Source organism: Pseudazoarcus sp. NS20 (genome assembly GCF_059703745.1).
Map to the genome: position 1 here is coordinate 88322 of NZ_BAAKIY010000004.1, position 17209 is coordinate 105530.

Here is a 17209-nt window from a genome sequence, read left to right on the forward strand (position 1 = left end):
GCGCCGACCATCCTGATCATGGCAGGCGGTACCGGCGGCCACATCTACCCCGGCATTGCGGTGGCCGAAGTGCTGCGCGCACGCGGCTGGCGCATTGTGTGGCTCGGCAACCCCGAGGGTATGGAAGCGCGCATCGTGCCCGAGCGCGGCTACGAAACCCGGTGGATCCGCTTCGGCGCGCTGCGCGGCAAAGGTATCGTGCGCAAGCTGTTGCTGCCGCTGAACCTTTTGTCGGGCTTCTGGCAGGCGCAGGGCGTGCTGCGCAAGGTCAAGCCGGATGTCGTGTTGGGCATGGGCGGCTACATCAGCTTTCCGGCCGGCATGATGGCCGTGCTGACCGGTCGCCCGCTGGTCTTGCACGAGCAGAACTCGGTTGCCGGTCTGGCCAACAAGGTGCTGGCGTCCGTTGCCGACCGTGTGCTGACCGGCTTCCCGAATGTGCTCGGCAAGGCCTCCTGGGTGGGTAACCCGGTGCGCGCCGAGATTGCTGCGATTGCTCCGCCTGAAGAGCGGCTTGCCAACCGCGAAGGCCGCCTGCGCGTGTTGGTGGTAGGCGGCAGTCTGGGCGCCGCAGCGCTCAATTCCATCGTGCCGCAAGCGCTGGCGCGCATCGCCGAGGCCGAGCGCCCGGTAGTGACGCATCAGGCCGGTCGTAAACAGTTTGACGGCCTCAAGCAGTCCTACGCCGGGGCCGGTGTCGAAGGCGAGCTGGTCGATTTCATCGAAGACATGGATGCACGCTACGCCGCGGCTGATCTGGTGATCTGCCGCGCCGGTGCAACGACGGTGGCCGAGCTTGCAGCGGCCGGCGTTGCAAGTCTTCTGGTGCCGTTCCCCCATGCCGTGGATGACCACCAGACTGCAAACGCCCGTTTTCTGGCCGAGCGCGGCGCAGCCATGCTGCTGCCGCAGCGCGAACTGGAGCCGGGCAGCCTCGCCGGCATTCTGCGCGGGCTCGACCGTGATCGCCTGCGTGACATGGCTGCGCGTGCTCGCTCGCTCGCCAAGGCCGACGCTGCTGAGGTGGTGGCCGACGAGTGTGCCGCACTCGTGAAGGGGATGAAGGCATGAAGCACAAGGTCAAACGCATTCACTTCGTGGGCGTCGGTGGTGCCGGCATGAGCGGCATTGCCGAAGTGCTTGCCAACCTCGGCTTCGGCGTGAGTGGCTCGGATCTGCATGAGAGCGCCGTGACGCGCCGCCTGGCCTCGCTGGGCGTTGAAGTCATGATCGGACATGATGCCGGGCACGTGAATCAGGCTGACGCCGTCGTGATCTCGACCGCTGTTGCAGCCGAAAACCCCGAAGTCGTGGCTGCCCGTGCGCGCGACATTCCGGTCGTGCCGCGTGCGCAGATGCTCGCCGAGCTGATGCGCCTGAAGCAGGGCATTGCCATCGCCGGCACGCATGGCAAGACCACCACGACGTCTCTGGTGGCCAGCATCCTCGCAGAGGGCGCCATGGACCCGACCTTTGTGATCGGTGGCCGTCTCACGGCGGCCGGGGCCAATGCACGTCTTGGCAAGGGCGACTTCCTGGTGGCTGAGGCGGACGAATCGGACGCCTCCTTCCTGTTGCTCAATCCGGTGATTTCGGTCGTCACGAACATCGATGCCGATCACATGGAAACCTATGGCCATGACTTCACGAAGTTGAAGCAGGCCTTCATCGACTTCCTCCAGCGCTTGCCGTTCTACGGTGTGGCGGTGCTGTGCGAGGACGACCCCAACGTGCGCGAAGTGGCCGGTCAGGTATCGAAGCAGATCATGCGTTTCGGCTTTTCCGAGAGCGCCAACATCCGCGCCGAGAACGTGCGTGCCGATGGCCGCCGCATGCTGTTCGATGTGGTGCGGGTGAACGGCACGACCACCCGTTTGCCGATCGTGTTGAACCTGCCCGGTCGCCACAACGTGCTGAACGCGCTGGCCGCCATCGCAGTGGCCACCGAGGTTCAAGTGCCGGACGACGCCATCGTCAAAGCGCTGGCCGAATTCCGCGGCGTCGGTCGTCGCTTCCAGGACTACGGCGAGATTGCACTGCCGGCCGGTGGCAGTTTCACGCTGATCGACGACTACGGCCACCACCCGGTCGAAATGGCAGCCACCATCGCCGCGGCGCGTGGAGCCTACCCGGATCGCCGTCTGGTGTTGGCGTTCCAGCCGCATCGCTTCACGCGCACGCGTGATTGTTTCGAGGATTTCGTGAAGGTCTTGTCGGCGGTCGACGGACTGTTGCTGAGCGAAGTGTATGCCGCCGGCGAGCCGGCCATCGTGGCTGCGGACGGCCGTAGTCTGGCGCGTGCGCTGCGCGTCGCCGGCAAGGTCGAGCCGGTGTTCGTCGAGCGTATCGAGGACATGCCGGAAGCCATCCTGTCGGCTGCGGCCGATGGCGATGTGGTGATCACCATGGGTGCGGGCTCGGTCGGCGCGGTGCCGGGCAAGCTCGCCGATTCGAACGGAGTGAAGTCGTGAGTCAGCAGTTCGGCAAAGTCGCGGTGCTGTTCGGCGGGTCGTCCGCCGAGCGTGAGGTGTCCCTGATGTCCGGCAAAGCCGTGCTCGATGCGATGCTGCGCCAGGGCGTGGATGCGCATGCCTTCGACCCCGCCGAACGCGACGTGTGGAGCTTGCGTGCCGAGGGCTTTACCCGCGCCTTCATCGCGCTGCACGGCCGTGGCGGTGAGGATGGAACGCTGCAGGGCGTGCTCGAGACGCTGCGCATTCCGTACACCGGCAGCGGCGTGATGGCCTCGGCGCTGTCGATGGACAAGTGGCGCACGAAGATGGTGTGGGCGGCTTGCGGTTTGCCTACGCCGCGCTACGCATTGCTCGATGCTGCGAGCGATTTCGACGCCGTGGCACGTGACCTGGGGTTGCCGATCTTCGTCAAGCCGGCGCACGAAGGCTCGAGCATGGGCGCCACCAAGGTGCTGCGAGCGCAAGACCTGCGCGCCGCATGGGAGCTTGCCGCCAAGTACGACACCCTGGTGCTTGCCGAAGAGTTCATCGACGGTAAAGAGCTGACTGTTCCGTTCCTCGGCGAGCGGGCGTTGCCGGTGATCCGCATCGAGGCGCCGGGCGGCAACTACGACTATCAGAACAAGTACTTCAGCGACGACACGCGCTATCTGTGCCCGGCCGGCTTTGCCGACGAGGTGGAGAGCGAGCTGCGTGCGCTGGTGATGAAGAGCGCGGCGGTGCTGGGTTGCCGTGGCTGGGGGCGTGTCGATCTGATGCTCGACGGCGCTGGCCGGCCGTGGCTGCTCGAGATGAACACCTCGCCGGGCATGACCGGGCACTCGCTGGTGCCGATGTCGGCGCGTGCAGCCGGCATCGAGTTCGATCAGTTGTGCCTGAGCATTCTGGAGGGCGCCAGCCTTGGGTGACAAGCGCCTCGGATCCGTGCCGAAACGCTACACAGACGCCAAAAACCAGCGCGAGGGCGGGTTGTGGCATCGCCCGGCCGTGCTCAATCTGCTGTCGGATCTGATGCTGCTGTTTGCGGCGCTCGCCTTCGGTTGGGCCTTGGTGACGTGGTTCCTCAGCCGGCCGTTCTTTCCGCTGCGTGAAGTCGTGGTGGTGACGGCGCCGGGGCAAGTGACTTCTGCGCAGATCGAGTATGCGGCGCGCTCCGCGATCAAGGGCAACTTCTTCACGGTCGGTCTTGCCGACGTGCGCGAGAGCTTCGAGAAGCTGCCGTGGGTGCGTCGTGCCGAAGTGCGACGCAGCTGGCCCGACAAGCTTGAGTTGCGTCTGGAAGAGCACCAGCCGGTGGCCTACTGGAATCCGCTCGGCAGCGACGAAGTGCACTTGATCAACCTGCAGGGCGAAGTCTTCGTGGCCGCGAGCAACGCCAAGCTGCCCTCGTACGGAGGGCCGCAGGGCGCTGCCGGTTACCTGCATGCGCGCTACGGTGAGTTCTCGCGCCTGCTCGAGCCGCTGGGCCTGCGCATGACCCGTTTGTGGCTGTCGGCGCGCGAGTCGTGGGAGCTGGAACTCGATAACGGTTTGGTCGTGCAACTGGGGCGTGATCGTGAGCGTGCCCCGGTGGCCGACCGCCTGGCGGCGTTCGTTGCCAACTGGCCTGCGGCACGCGAACAGGTCGGCATCGAGATCGCGGTGGCGGACGTGCGCTACCAGAGGGGATTTGCATTGACACCGGTGGTCAAGCCACGGGATGGGAAAGACAAGCGATGAGCAAGGAATACAAGGATCTGGTGGTCGGTCTCGATATCGGTACGTCCAAGGTGACGTGTCTGGTGGTCGAGGCTTTCCCGGACGGGCAGTTCGAGGTCATCGGCATCGGCACGCAGCCGATGAGCGGGCTCAAGCGCGGCGTCGTGGTGAACATCGAGGCCACCGTCGATGCCATCTCGCGCGTAGTGCAGGAGGTCGAACTGATGGCCGAATGCAAGGTGCGCGACGTACTCACCGGCATTGCCGGCAGCCATATCAAGAGCTTCAACTCCAGCGGCACCGTGGCCATCAAGGACAAGGAAGTCACCGCGATGGATGTCGAGCGGGTGATCGAGGTGGCGCGCGCCATGCCGATCCCCTCCGAGCAGCAGGTGCTCGACATCCTCACGCAGGAATTCATCATCGATGGTCAGGGCGGCGTGCGCGAGCCTGTCGGCATGAGTGGCGTGCGTCTCGAAGTGAAGGTGCACATCGCTACCGGCGCGGTTTCCGCTGCCCAGAACGTGATCAAGTGCGTGCGTCGATGCGGGTTGGAAGTGGTCGGTTTGATCCTGCAGCCGTTGGCATCGAGCTATGCCGTGCTGACCGACGACGAAAAGGATCTCGGCGTGTGTCTCGTCGACATCGGCGGCGGCACGACCGACATCGCGGTGTTCACACAAGGCGCGATCCGTCATACGGCAGTGCTGCCGGTGGCCGGCGATCAGATCACCAACGATATCGCCATGGCGCTGCGCACCCCGACGGCAGAAGCCGAGGACATCAAGCGCCAATACGGCGTCGCCATGCACGCCATGGCCGACCCCGAGCAGATGATCGAAGTGCCGGGCGTCGGCGACCGTCAGCCGCGTCCGTTGTCGCGTCAGCGCCTGGCCGACGTGATCGAACCGCGCGTCTCCGAACTGTTCGAGCTGGTGCAGGCCGAGCTGCGCCGCAGCGGCTACGAAGAGCTGTTGTCGTCGGGCATCGTGCTCACCGGCGGGGCCTCGGTAATGCCGGGCATGGTCGAACTCGCTGAAGAAGTCTTCAATCTTCCCGCACGGGTGGGCTCGCCGCAGTATGACGGCGCGCTGGAAGACGTCGTGTGCAAGCCGCATTACGCGACCGCAATGGGCCTTGTGATGGAGGGAATGGCGCAGCGTCGAAAAGGGATGTTGGGGCGTGAATCTCGCAACCTTCGGCAGTGGTTCGGCAGGGTGAAATCGTGGCTTGAAAGAAACTTTTGAAAACATCCTGTAAAGGGATGAAAAATTTTGGAAATTGCCTGTAAAAACAGGCTATTTAGTTATAGACTCAACCAGGCTCACTAAATGGCGGGGGTTGCCGATGTGGGTGGATATCAGGAGGCCGGCATGACGTTCGAAATCGTGGAAAAGGAACAGGCGCACACCATCATCAAGGTGGTCGGCGTCGGTGGGGCAGGTGGCAATGCGGTGGATCACATGATCCGCGAGGGCGTCAAAGGGGTCGACTTCGTCGTCGCCAATACGGATGCCCAGGCGCTCAAGCGTTGCCTCGCTCCGGTGAAAGTGCAACTGGGCACGTCCGGCCTCGGCGCCGGCTCCAAGCCCGAAGCCGGCCGAGTGGCCGCGCAGGAGTCGCGCGACGAGATCGCTGCGGCGCTCGAAGGTGCGCACATGTGCTTCATCACCGGCGGCATGGGTGGCGGCACGGGCACCGGTGCAGCGCCCGTCGTGGCTGAAATCGCCAAGGAAATGGGCATTCTCTGCGTGGGCGTGGTCACCAAGCCTTTCGACTTCGAGAATCGTCTGCGTGTGGCGGAAAGCGGGGTCGACGATCTGTCGCGCCACGTCGATTCGCTCATCGTCGTGCTCAACGACAAGCTTCTCGACGTGTTCGGCGATGATGCCGGCTTCGAAGAGTGCTTCCGCTCGGCCGACAACGTACTGAAGAACGCCGTGGGCGGCATCGCTGAAATCATCAACGTCCCCGGTCTGGTGAACGTCGACTTCCAGGACGTGCGTACCGCCATGGGCGAGATGGGTCGTGCCATGATGGGCTCGGCCGAGTCCTCCGGTCTGGACCGTGCGCGTATCGCCGCCGAGCAAGCAGCCGTGAGCCCGCTGCTCGAAGGTACCGAGCTGTCCGGCGCACGCTGCGTGCTGATCAATATCACTGCGGCGCGCGGTTCGTTGAAGATGTCGGAAGTGCGCGATGCGGTGAAGACCGTGCAGGCCTTCGCGGCACCGGAAGCCTTCGTCAAGTACGGTACGGTGTTCGATGACGCCATGGACGACCGCGTGCGTGTCACCGTGGTGGCAACTGGTCTGGGTTCGCAGAGCGCGGCGCGCCAGCCCGTCATGCAGGTCGTGCGCGGTACCGGCACCTACGGCGACGCGGGGGGTTACACGCAGGAAACCAGCGAGGTGCCGGCGGTCATGCGTCAGCGTCGCACCACGGTTGAGGCCATGAGCACCAACGGCATGGGCACCTACGACATTCCGGCTTTCCTGCGCCGTCAGGCCGACTGAGAAACCCCCTCGCCCTACACGGGCGCCAGGGAACGCAGACCTCCGCCTCCGGTCTGTTTCCCAGGCGCCCGTTTCCGTTGACGTGCAGTGCATTGAGGTGACGGAGCGAGGCGCGGAAGCTAAAATCCGCCCATTGCCATGGAGCGCATGATGATCAAGCAGCGCACACTGAAGTCTGTCGTAACCGCCACCGGCGTAGGCCTGCACGGCGGGCGCAAGGTCACGATGACCCTGCGCCCGGCCGCGCCCGATACCGGCATCGTTTTTCACCGCGTCGATCTGGCCCCGGTAGTAACCTTGCCGGCAGACCCTTACTCGGTGTGCGATACGCGCATGTGTTCGGGCCTGCAGCAGGGCGAGGCCAAGGTTGGTACGGTCGAGCACTTGATGTCGGCGCTGGCCGGTCTGGGCGTCGATAACGTGCATGTTGATATCGATGCGCCGGAGTTGCCCATTCTGGACGGCAGTTCGAGCCCCTTCGTGTTCCTGCTGCGTTCGGCCGGTGTGGAAGAGCAGAACGCGCCGAAGAAGTTCATCCGGGTGAAGAAGCCGGTCGAATTCCATGATGGCGACAAATGGGTGCGCCTCGAGCCGCATGACGGCTTCCGTCTAGAGTTCTCCATCGTCTTCAACCACCCGGCCATCGACGGTACGGCCACGCGCGTCGCCGTCGACTTCGCCGAACATTCGTACGAGCAGGACATCGCCCGTGCGCGCACCTTCGGCTTCATGCAGGATGTCGAATTCATGCGTTCGAATGGTCTGGCGCTCGGTGGCAGCATGGCCAACGCAATCGTGCTCGACGAGTATCGCGTGCTGAACTCCGAGGGTTTGCGCTACGCCGACGAGTTCGTGAAGCACAAGGTGCTGGACGCCATCGGCGATCTCTACCTGTGCGGCCATCCGTTGCTCGCCGGTTATTCGGCGCACAAGTCCGGCCACGCAATGAACAACGAAGTGCTGCGTGCTCTGTTGGAGGACGACTCCGCCTGGGAAATGGTGAGTTTCGAACAGGTCGAGCAGGCGCCGCAGTCCGTCATCCGCCAATTCGCGCCGGCCCCTGAGCCGGTTCTGGTCTGAGCCCGGTGTTCGCCGTACGTCTAGTCGCTCTGGCGGCGCTGCTCGCTATTGGCGGTGCCGTGCTGGCATGGCTGCTGACCGGCAATCCGCGATACCGGGCCGTGGCGTGGAACATCACCTTGGGTGGCCTGCTTGTGTTGCTGGCAGTGCTGCTGATTTTCGTCGCCGACCGGCTGGTCGGCCCGTTCTAGCGATTCAGTCGCTGCGACTGCGATCAAGCAGGCGCTGCAGCGATTCCCGCAGCGGAGCATCTTCGGGCAGTTCCGCGATCAGGGCCGCGAGGCTCTCGCGACCGACCGACCCCACCCGGCGGGCTTCTCGCGGGGGGGGCGGTTCGGCCTGAACCACCAAGCCGACTTTCACTTGAATGGCCTGCACGATCTGACCTCGTGCGGCGAAGCCGTTGATCAGGCTCGGCGTCATCTGACGCAGGCGCGCGGCGACGCTGCCGTTGTGGGCGAACACCACCATGTTGCCGTCACGAATGTTGGCGACCGAGCAACTCTCGGCCAGCGGGCCGGGCAGCATCGCACGCAGCCCCTCCTGCGCGCGCAGCAACAGGCGGGCGTGGTCGTGCAGGCGTGTGAGCGTGTCGCCCGCACCCAGAAAACGTTGCAGGTGGCTGCTCATGTTTTAGGCATTTATTCGCCGAATTTCCGCAATGCGGAAGGGTAGTGCGTGCATGCTACACTAGCACTCTTGCCGAATCGACCTATCAAAACATCCATGATCTCCGGCCTTATCAAGAAGATTTTCGGTAGTCGCAACGACCGCCTGATTCGCCAGTACTCCAACAAGGTTCGCGCCATCAACGCCCTCGAGGTGGACGTGGCCGCGCTTTCCGACGAGGCGCTGCGCGCCAAGACGGAGGAGTTCCGGGCGCGGCTGGCCAATGGGGAGAAGCTCGACGATCTGCTCGTCGAGGCGTTCGCCGTCGTGCGCGAAGCCGGTCGCCGCGTGTATGGCATGCGTCACTTCGATACGCAGCTCATCGGCGGCATGGTGCTGCACGACGGGCGCATCGCCGAGATGAAGACCGGCGAAGGCAAAACGCTGGTGGCGACCTTGCCGGCGTACCTGAATGCGCTGGCCGGTCAGGGTGTTCATGTGGTGACGGTGAACGATTACCTCGCCAGCCGCGATGCCGAAGGCATGGGGCGTATTTTCGGCTTCCTCGGCATGACCACGGGCTGCAATCTGTCCCGCATGTCGCATGCCGACAAGCAGGCCGCGTACGCTGCCGACATCACCTACGGCACCAACAACGAATTCGGTTTCGACTACCTGCGCGACAACATGGTGTATTCCATCGCCGAGCGCGTACAGCGCAAGTTGTCGTTCGCCATCGTAGATGAAGTCGACTCGATCCTGATCGACGAAGCGCGTACGCCGCTGATCATTTCCGGTCAGGCCGAGGACCATACAGAACTGTATCTGCGCCTCAACGAATTGCCGAGCCAGCTCAGCGAGCAGGAAGGCGAGGGTGACAACGTCACCGTGCCGGGCGATTACACGCTCGATCTCAAGGCGCGGCAGGTGCTGCTGACCGAGCAAGGCCACGAGAAAGCCGAGAACATCCTGTTCAGCATGGGGCTGCTCAAGGAAGGCGCAAGCCTGTACGACCCGGGCAACATCATGTTGGTGCATCACCTGTATGCCGCTTTACGTGCGCACACGATGTTCCACAAGGATCAGCATTACGTCGTGCAGAACGGCGAAGTCGTCATCGTCGACGAATTCACCGGCCGCCTGATGCCGGGGCGCCGCTGGTCGGATGGCTTGCATCAGGCCGTCGAAGCCAAGGAAGGTGCGAAGATTCAGGCCGAGAACCAGACGCTGGCCTCGATTACCTTCCAGAACTATTTCCGCATGTACGGCAAGCTGGCCGGTATGACCGGCACGGCGGATACCGAAGCTTACGAGTTCCACCAGATCTACAGCCTCGAAACCGTCATAGTGCCGACCAACCGGCCGATGCAGCGTCGTGACGAGAACGACAAGGTCTATCGCACCGCGAAAGAAAAGTGGGATGCGGTGATCGCAGACATTCGCGATTGCGTCAGCCGTGGCCAGCCGGTGCTGGTAGGCACGACCTCGATCGAAGTGAACGAATTCCTGTCGCAGGTGCTCACCCGCGAAAAGGTGCCGCATCAGTTGCTCAACGCCAAACAGCACGACAGCGAAGCGAACATCGTCGCGCAGGCGGGCCGTCCGGGCGTGGTAACCATCGCTACCAACATGGCCGGTCGTGGTACCGATATCGTGCTGGGCGGTAACGTCGAGCGTGAGATCGAAGCCGTGCGCAGCGACGCCTCGCTGGATGAAGCGGCGAAAGAAGCCAAGATCGCCTCGATGCGGGCCGATTGGCAGATCGTGCACGATCAGGTCGTCGCCGCGGGCGGTTTGCACATCATCGGCACCGAGCGCCATGAATCCCGTCGTATCGACAACCAGCTGCGCGGCCGCTCCGGCCGTCAGGGCGATCCGGGTTCGAGCCGTTTCTATCTGTCGCTTGAAGATCCGTTGATGAAGATCTTCGCCGGTGACCGTCTCAACGCCATCATGGTTCGCCTCAAGATGCCCGAGGGTGAAGCCATCGAGCACGGCATGGTCACGCGCTCGCTGGAGTCGGCACAGCGCAAGGTCGAGCAGCGTAACTTCGATATCCGCAAGCAACTGCTCGAGTACGACGATGTCGCCAACGATCAGCGTAAAGTGATCTACGAGCAGCGTAACGAGTTGCTTGTCAACGAAGACATCTCGGAGACCATCACCGCGATGCGTCACGGGGTGCTGGCCGATACCTTGCATCTTTACGTGCCCGAGGAGAGCGTTGAAGAACAGTGGGAGATCCCGGCGCTGGAAGCAGCGCTGGCCGGCGAATTCCAGCTCAAGCTGCCGGTGAGTGAGTGGCTCGCCAATGATCCCAACCTGGATGCTGAAACCATGTTGGCGCGCATCATTGAAGCCGCCGACCAGGCTTATGCCGCCAAGATCGCCATCGTGGATAGCGCGGCATGGCATCAGTTCGAGCGCAACGTGATGCTGCAAAGCCTCGATAACCACTGGCGCGATCACCTGTCGGCGCTGGACCAGTTGCGCCAGGGTATCCATCTGCGTGGTTATGCGCAGAAGAACCCCAAGCAGGAATACAAGCGCGAGTCGTTCGAGCTGTTCGAGAGCTTGCTGGACACCGTACGTGCGGACGTCACCAAAGTGCTGATGACGGTGCAGGTGCGTACTCGCGAAGAGCTCGAAGAGGCCGAGAAGCCGGCTCCGATCGAGAATGTCGAGTACAAGCATGACAACCTCGACGAACCGGAGCAGCCGGCCAAGGCGGCTGCCGGCGGCGGCGAGCCTGGTGGTCCGCGTGTCGGTCGTAACGATCCGTGCCCTTGCGGCTCGGGCAAGAAATACAAGCACTGCCACGGCAAGCTCGCCTGATCCAGCTGAGCCGCACACAAAGCCCGCCACCGCAAGGTCGCGGGCTTTTTTCATTTCTCCGGTTCGGTTCTGGCGAGGTGCATGCAGTAAACTGTCGCGGCATTTGGCACATTGACGTTGCTTAACCGAAGATCAAGGAGTTCTATCCATGCCCGTGAATCTCGTCGCTCCCGCGCCTGCTGCGCTCAAGCCCGTGCTGGGGGTTCAACTCGGCATCGCGCAAGCCGGTATCCGCAAGGCGGGTCGCCGCGATTTGACGCTGATCGAGCTGGATGAGGGCAGCCGCGTGGCTGGTGTGTTCACCAAGAACCGCTTCTGTGCCGCGCCGGTGCAGGTGTGCCGAGAGCATCTGCGCAATACCAGTGTGCGTGCGCTGGTCATCAACACCGGCATCGCCAATGCCGGTACCGGCGAGCAGGGCATGGTGGCCGCACAGCGCACCTGCCAGGCCGTGGCCGAGGTGCTGGAAATCGCGCCGAATCAGGTTCTGCCGTTCTCAACCGGCGTGATTCTCGAACAACTCCCGGTCGAGCGCATCGAGGCGGCTCTGCCGGCCGCGCGTGACGATCTGCGCGCCGATGGTTGGCACGATGCAGCGCACGCCATCATGACCACGGATATCGTTGCCAAGGCTGCCTCGCGAACCGTCGAGATCGGCGGTCGCACCATCACCCTCACGGGCATGAGCAAAGGCGCCGGCATGATCAAGCCGAACATGGCGACGATGCTGGGGTTTGTCGCCACGGATGCCAGCATCTCGCAGCAACTGTTGAATCAACTGGTGGTGGATGCTGCGGATCAGTCGTTCAACAGCATCACCATCGACGGTGATACCTCGACGAACGACTCCTTCATCCTCATTGCGACCGGCAAAGCCGAGAATCCCGAGATTCTCGATGCCGACTCGCCGGCCTATCAGGCGTTTCGCGAAGCCGTGATCGGCATCTCGATCGAGCTGGCGCAGGCCATCGTGCGCGATGGCGAAGGTGCGACCAAGTTCATCACCGTGGCGGTAGAAGGTGGTGGCAGCCGCGAGGAATGCCGCAAGGTGGGCTATGCGGTGGGGCATTCGCCGCTGGTGAAGACGGCTTTCTTCGCGTCCGACCCCAATCTGGGCCGTATTCTGGCGGCGGTGGGCAATGCCGGCATCGAAGATCTGGACGTGACGCGCCTCAGCGTCTGGCTGGCCAGTGGTGGCGAATCGGTACTGGTTGCCGAGAACGGCGGGCGTGCGGCGGCGTATCGGGAAGAGGACGGCGCACGCATCATGCAGCGTGACGAGATCACCGTGCGCATCGCATTGGGGCGTGGCGATGCTGACGCAACGGTGTGGACCTGCGATTTCTCCTACGACTACGTGAAGATCAACGCCGAATACCGCAGTTGACCTTGACGCACACGGCACAGAAGAAACAAAGACGGCCCGCAGATCGCTCTGCGAGCCGTTTGCATTGCACCGTGCGGTTAAGTGGTGCTCAGCGATCGATCTTGGTGATCTTCGAGCCCTCGAAAGTCAGGTTGTACATCAACCCCTTGTTGGCGAAGATGAAACCGATGATCGGTTGTTTGGCCGTTTCGGTATCGATGGCGCCACCGGTGCCAAGCGTGGCCAGTGCAACGCTGCCATCGACGCCGGCCTTCCAGCCCTCGCGGCTGCGAAAGCCGGTAAGCGCTTCGTCGGTCATGAACAGCACGATCTGGGAGCGTTTCTGGGCGCCCAGTTGAAAGCCGATGGAGGCTGAAGCCAGGTTGTAGTAGCCCACCGTCTCGCCGTTCACGATCAGCGCGCCTTCACCGTATTCGCCGCCGACTCCCACGCCCGCTTTGATGACGCTGGGGAACACCAGGATGCCTTTGGCCTGTTGCGACAGGTCATGCCCCGCGCTGGTGGTTTCACGAAAATCCTGCAGGGCTTCGCGCACCTCCGCATCGATCTGTTCTTTCGAGGCCGCATTGGCGCTGGCCGTTGCGACCACCATGAGCATTGCGAGCAGCAGTTTCATGTCGAATCTCCGGGTTGTTGTGAGTATTACCCTAATCGATTCAACGCTGTCCTCGCTCGCGCAATTGCAAGCAAAAACGGCGCCGTGAGGCGCCGTTTCATTCACTGCCGCAACGAGGCGGAATCAGGATTCGATACGCTTGTCGCGCTCGATGATGGCGTAAGCGGAGTGGTTGTGGATCGACTCGAAGTTCTCCGACTCCAGTGCATACGCGACAATGCGCGGCTCGGCGTTGAGCTGACCGGCCACGTCACGCACCATGTCCTCGACGAACTTGGGGTTGTCGTAGGCGCGCTCGGTCACGTACTTCTCGTCAGGGCGCTTGAGCAGCGCATAGACCTCACACGAGGCCTGTTTCTCGACCAGATCGACGATCTCCTCGATCCAGACGTGGTCGCCCAGCGTGGCCGTCACGGTAATGTGCGAGCGCTGGTTGTGCGCGCCGTAATCGGAAATCTTCTTGGAGCACGGGCACAGGCTGGTGGCGGCCACCACGACTTTCATGGTGAATTCGTACACGCCCCCGGCGCGGATTTCTCCGATGAAGGTGACTTCGTAATCCATCAGACTCTGCACGCCGGAAACCGGGGCGGTCTTGTTGATGAAGTACGGGAAGGTCATCTCGACATGGCCGGTTTCGGCCTCGAGGCGGGCGACCATTTCACGCAGCATCGGCTCGAAGGACTCGACCGAAATCTCGCGTTCGGAGCCGTTCAGCAGCTCGACGAAGCGCGACATGTGGGTGCCCTTGAAGTTGTGCGGCAAGCCCACGTACATGTTGAACATGGCCACCGTGTGCTGCACGCCGCCCGACCGGTCACGGACCTTCACCGGATGACGGATGGACTTGATGCCGACCTTGTTGATGGCGAGCTCACGGCTGTCGCGGGAACTCTGGACATCCGGGATGGTGAGGAGGTCTTGGGGGTTCATCTTCGAACTCTGTTGGGGAGCGAGGCGCGGATCGTAGCAAATCCGACAAAAACGCTCAACTATTGGCTTGATTCAGTTTTGCAATCGCGGAGAGGATGCCGGCTTTGTCGAGACCGAGCTCTGCGAGCAGCTGACCCTGTTCGCCGTGATCCTCGAACCGATCGGGCAAGCCGAGGCGCAGCAGGCGCGGGCGGCTTTCCAGGGTGTCGAGCACGCGTGACACTTCCGCGCCCACGCCACCGACCACGGCGTTCTCTTCGATGGTCACCAGCACATCGTGCTCGGCGGCCACCTCACGAATGCACGCTTCGTCCAGAGGTTTGGCGAACCGCATGTTGACCACGGTGGCGTCGATAGATTCACCGGCGGCCAAGGCGGCAGGCAGCATGCTGCCGAAGGCGAGGATGGCCACCTTCTTGCCTGAGCGCCGCACTTCGGCCTTGCCCAGCGGAATGGCCGTCATGGCAGTTTCGGGCGTGACGCTCATGCCGCCGCCACGCGGGTAGCGCACAGCCGTCGGGCCGTCGTGGCAATAGGCGGTGTACAGCATCTGGCGGCACTCGTTCTCGTCGGCCGGCGTCATCACCACCATGTTGGGGATGCACAGCAGGTAGGAGAGGTCGAAGGCGCCATGGTGGGTGGCGCCGTCGGCGCCGACCAGACCGGCGCGGTCGATGGCGAACACCACCGGCAGGTTCTGTAGCGCAACGTCGTGGATGAGCTGATCGTAGGCGCGTTGCAGGAAGGTCGAGTAGATCGCCACCACCGGCTTCAGGCCCTCACAGGCAAGGCCGGCAGCGAAGGTCACGGCGTGCTGTTCGGCGATGCCCACATCGTGATAGCGCGACGGATACTCCTCGGCAAAGCGCACCAGCCCGGAGCCTTCACGCATGGCCGGGGTGACGGCGACAAGGCGCTCGTCCTGCGCCGCCATGTCGCACAGCCAGTCTCCGAACACCTTGGTGTAGGTGAGCTTGCCGCTGCCTTTGCCGGTGGCGATGCCCGCGGAGGGCTCGAACTGCGAGACGCCGTGGTACAGGATCGGATCTGCTTCGGCGAGCTTGTAGCCCTGGCCCTTGCGCGTGACCACGTGCAGGAACTGCAGCCCCGGAAGTTTCTTGAGGTTCTGCAGCATCGGAATCAGCGAGTCGAGGTCGTGACCGTCGATCGGGCCGTAGTAATGGAAACCGAATTCCTCGAACAGCGTGCCTGGTGTGACCAGGCCGATGACGTGTTCTTCGACCTTGCGGGCGAACTGGAGCACCGGCGGGGCGATGCCCAGCACCTTTTCACCAGCGCGGCGCGCAGCGTTATAGGTGCGCCCCGACAGCATGCGGGCGAGGATGCGCGTCATTGCGCCGACCGGCGGCGAGATGGACATCTCGTTGTCGTTGAGGATCACCAGCAGGTTGATGCCGTCGAGCTCACCGGCGTTGTTGAGCGCCTCGAATGCCATGCCGGCACTCATGGCGCCGTCACCGATCACCGCGATGCTCTGGCGGCTTTCACCCTTGTCGCGTGCCGCGACGGCCATGCCCATTGCGGCCGAAATGGAGGTCGATGAGTGCGCCGTGCCGAAGGTGTCGTATTCGCTTTCGCTGCGACGCGGAAACCCCGAGATGCCGCCGAAGCGGCGCAGCCCGCTCATTCCGGCACGGCGGCCGGTGAGGATCTTGTGGCCGTAGGTCTGATGGCCCACATCCCACACGATGCGGTCTTCTGGCGTGTCGTAGATGTAGTGCAGCGCGATGCTGAGTTCCACGGTGCCCAGGTTCGACGACAGATGGCCGCCGGTCTTGGAGACCGACTCGATCAGAAACGCGCGCAGCTCATCGGCCACTGCCGGCAGTTCGCTGCGGTCGAGTGCGCGAAGCTGTGCCGGAGAGTCGATACGGTCTAGCAGAGGGTATTTGGACATGTTGTGCAGCCGTGATCGGGTCAGAACTTGCGATGGACAATGAAGTCGGCGAGCTCGCGCAGCCGCTGCGCCGCGCTCAGCGGTGCGATTGCGTCGTGTGCTTCGGCCAGCAGGCGGGCCGACAGCGCACGGGCTTCGCTCATCCCAAGCAGTGAGACATAGGTGGGTTTGTGTTGTTCAGCGTCCTTGCCGGCCGTTTTGCCCAGCGTGGCGGTGTCCGACTCGGCATCGAGAATGTCGTCGACCACCTGAAAGAGCAGGCCGACGAGCTTGCCGTAACGGTCAAGCCGGTCGAGGGTGTCCGGCGCCGTGTCGGCGCTGCACATGGCGCCGAGTACTACCGAAGCGCGAATCAACGCCCCGGTCTTGTGAATGTGCATGTGCTCGAGCTCTTCGCGCGTCAGGGCGGTTCCGACGGCGGCGAGGTCGATGGCCTGCCCGCCGGCCATGCCGCGTGAGCCCGAAGCGCGGGCCAGCAAGGCGATCATTTCGATCTGGCGGGCCGGCGTGACACCGGGAAGGGCGTCGCTCAGCGCCTGGAAGGCCAGCGTCTGCAGGGCGTCGCCGGTCAGCAGCGCAGTGGCTTCGCCGAATTCGACGTGCACCGTGGGCTTGCCGCGGCGCAGTACGTCGTTGTCCATGCACGGCATGTCGTCATGCACCAGCGAATAGGCGTGAATGAGCTCCACCGCACAGGCCGCTGCGTCGGTGGCGGCACTGTCGGCTCCGGCCAGTTCGCCTGCGGCGTGCGCGAGCAGGGCGCGCACGCGCTTGCCGCCTTCGAGCACGGCGTAGCGCATGGCAGCATGCAGGTCGGCGGGCGTGATGTCGCCGGTCGGCAGGCGCACTTCGAGGGCGTGTTCGGTGCGTTGCTGGATCTGGCCCATCCAGGCCTGGAAATCGTGAGCGCTCACGACTTTTTCTCCGCAGCGCTGTCCACGAGCTGGTCGCCTTCGAGCTGGCGCACGCGTTGCTCGGCGTTGCGCAGGGTGTCCTGGCAGTAACGCAGCAGGCCGACGCCGCGCTGATAGTGGTCAAGAGCCTGTTCCAGCGTGATCTGGCCAGCTTCCATTGCGCGCACGATCTCTTCGAGCTCGGTGATGGCGCCCTCGAAGGATTTGGGGGAAGCGGCTGATTTGGTCATGT

The 17209-nt window shown here is 63.4% G+C and carries 16 protein-coding genes; 10 read left to right on the forward strand and 6 right to left on the reverse strand.

All coding sequences use genetic code 11. The annotated features are described in order from the left end of the window. Positions 1-18 precede the first annotated feature (18 nt). The 8 genes from murG (at position 19) to AC6H0W_RS12185 (ending at position 7956) form a co-directional block, all read left to right on the forward strand. Positions 19-1071, forward strand: a complete 1053-nt coding sequence (murG, locus tag AC6H0W_RS12150; protein WP_497577841.1) for an undecaprenyldiphospho-muramoylpentapeptide beta-N-acetylglucosaminyltransferase — start codon at positions 19-21, stop codon at positions 1069-1071. Next, the gene (murC, locus tag AC6H0W_RS12155) at positions 1068-2471 is read left to right on the forward strand and encodes a UDP-N-acetylmuramate--L-alanine ligase (protein ID WP_497577443.1); all 1404 of its coding nucleotides are present in this window, start codon (positions 1068-1070) and stop codon (positions 2469-2471) included. Before murG ends, murC begins: the two co-directional genes overlap by 4 nt. Then, positions 2468-3382: a D-alanine--D-alanine ligase gene (locus AC6H0W_RS12160; RefSeq protein ID WP_497577444.1), complete on the forward strand. Its 915-nt coding sequence runs from the start codon at positions 2468-2470 to the stop codon at positions 3380-3382. The genes murC and AC6H0W_RS12160 overlap by 4 nt, the downstream gene beginning before the upstream one ends. Continuing rightward, entirely contained in the window at positions 3375-4193 is an 819-nt protein-coding gene (locus AC6H0W_RS12165) for a cell division protein FtsQ/DivIB (protein ID WP_497577445.1), read from the forward strand. Before AC6H0W_RS12160 ends, AC6H0W_RS12165 begins: the two co-directional genes overlap by 8 nt. Continuing rightward, positions 4190-5419 (forward strand): cell division protein FtsA, encoded by a 1230-nt coding sequence (ftsA, locus tag AC6H0W_RS12170; protein WP_497577446.1) that lies wholly within the window; start codon positions 4190-4192, stop codon positions 5417-5419. Before AC6H0W_RS12165 ends, ftsA begins: the two co-directional genes overlap by 4 nt. Before the next feature lie 126 nt (positions 5420-5545). Further along, positions 5546-6685, forward strand: coding sequence for a cell division protein FtsZ (gene ftsZ, locus AC6H0W_RS12175; RefSeq protein WP_497577447.1), 1140 nt, complete (start codon positions 5546-5548; stop codon positions 6683-6685). Positions 6686-6835: 150 nt separating this feature from the next. Then, positions 6836-7765 carry a UDP-3-O-acyl-N-acetylglucosamine deacetylase gene (gene lpxC / locus AC6H0W_RS12180; RefSeq protein ID WP_497577448.1) on the forward strand — a complete coding sequence of 310 codons (930 nt, stop codon included), beginning with the start codon at positions 6836-6838 and terminating at the stop codon, positions 7763-7765. 5 nt (positions 7766-7770) lie between these two features. Next, positions 7771-7956, forward strand: a complete 186-nt coding sequence (locus tag AC6H0W_RS12185) for a hypothetical protein (RefSeq protein ID WP_497577449.1) — start codon at positions 7771-7773, stop codon at positions 7954-7956. A 4-nt stretch (positions 7957-7960) separates the two neighbouring features. Here AC6H0W_RS12185 and AC6H0W_RS12190 read toward each other — a convergent pair whose 3' ends face one another. Then, on the reverse strand, positions 7961-8395 hold the full coding sequence (locus AC6H0W_RS12190) for a DciA family protein (RefSeq protein ID WP_497577450.1): 435 nt from the start codon (positions 8393-8395) through the stop codon (positions 7961-7963). Positions 8396-8491: 96 nt separating this feature from the next. Between AC6H0W_RS12190 and secA the strand changes: the two genes are divergently transcribed. Together secA and argJ are read left to right on the forward strand one after the other, a co-directional pair. Further along, on the forward strand, positions 8492-11209 hold the full coding sequence (gene secA, locus AC6H0W_RS12195; RefSeq protein ID WP_497577451.1) for a preprotein translocase subunit SecA: 2718 nt from the start codon (positions 8492-8494) through the stop codon (positions 11207-11209). 148 nt (positions 11210-11357) lie between these two features. Next, on the forward strand, positions 11358-12596 hold the full coding sequence (gene argJ / locus AC6H0W_RS12200) for a bifunctional glutamate N-acetyltransferase/amino-acid acetyltransferase ArgJ (RefSeq protein ID WP_497577452.1): 1239 nt from the start codon (positions 11358-11360) through the stop codon (positions 12594-12596). A gap of 88 nt (positions 12597-12684) precedes the next feature. Here the strand turns inward: argJ and AC6H0W_RS12205 are convergent, their stop codons facing one another. The 5 genes from AC6H0W_RS12205 to AC6H0W_RS12225 form a co-directional block, all read right to left on the reverse strand. Next, on the reverse strand, positions 12685-13212 hold the full coding sequence (locus AC6H0W_RS12205; protein ID WP_497577453.1) for a BPSL1445 family SYLF domain-containing lipoprotein: 528 nt from the start codon (positions 13210-13212) through the stop codon (positions 12685-12687). Positions 13213-13335: 123 nt separating this feature from the next. Continuing rightward, positions 13336-14145, reverse strand: a complete 810-nt coding sequence (gene folE2 / locus AC6H0W_RS12210) for a GTP cyclohydrolase FolE2 (RefSeq protein ID WP_497577454.1) — start codon at positions 14143-14145, stop codon at positions 13336-13338. A 55-nt stretch (positions 14146-14200) separates the two neighbouring features. Next, the gene (gene dxs / locus AC6H0W_RS12215; RefSeq protein ID WP_497577455.1) at positions 14201-16063 is read right to left on the reverse strand and encodes a 1-deoxy-D-xylulose-5-phosphate synthase; all 1863 of its coding nucleotides are present in this window, start codon (positions 16061-16063) and stop codon (positions 14201-14203) included. Positions 16064-16083: 20 nt separating this feature from the next. Beyond that, positions 16084-16977: a polyprenyl synthetase family protein gene (locus AC6H0W_RS12220; RefSeq protein ID WP_497577456.1), complete on the reverse strand. Its 894-nt coding sequence runs from the start codon at positions 16975-16977 to the stop codon at positions 16084-16086. Next, entirely contained in the window at positions 16974-17207 is a 234-nt protein-coding gene (locus tag AC6H0W_RS12225; RefSeq protein ID WP_497577457.1) for an exodeoxyribonuclease VII small subunit, read from the reverse strand. The genes AC6H0W_RS12220 and AC6H0W_RS12225 overlap by 4 nt, the downstream gene beginning before the upstream one ends. Positions 17208-17209 lie beyond the last annotated feature (2 nt).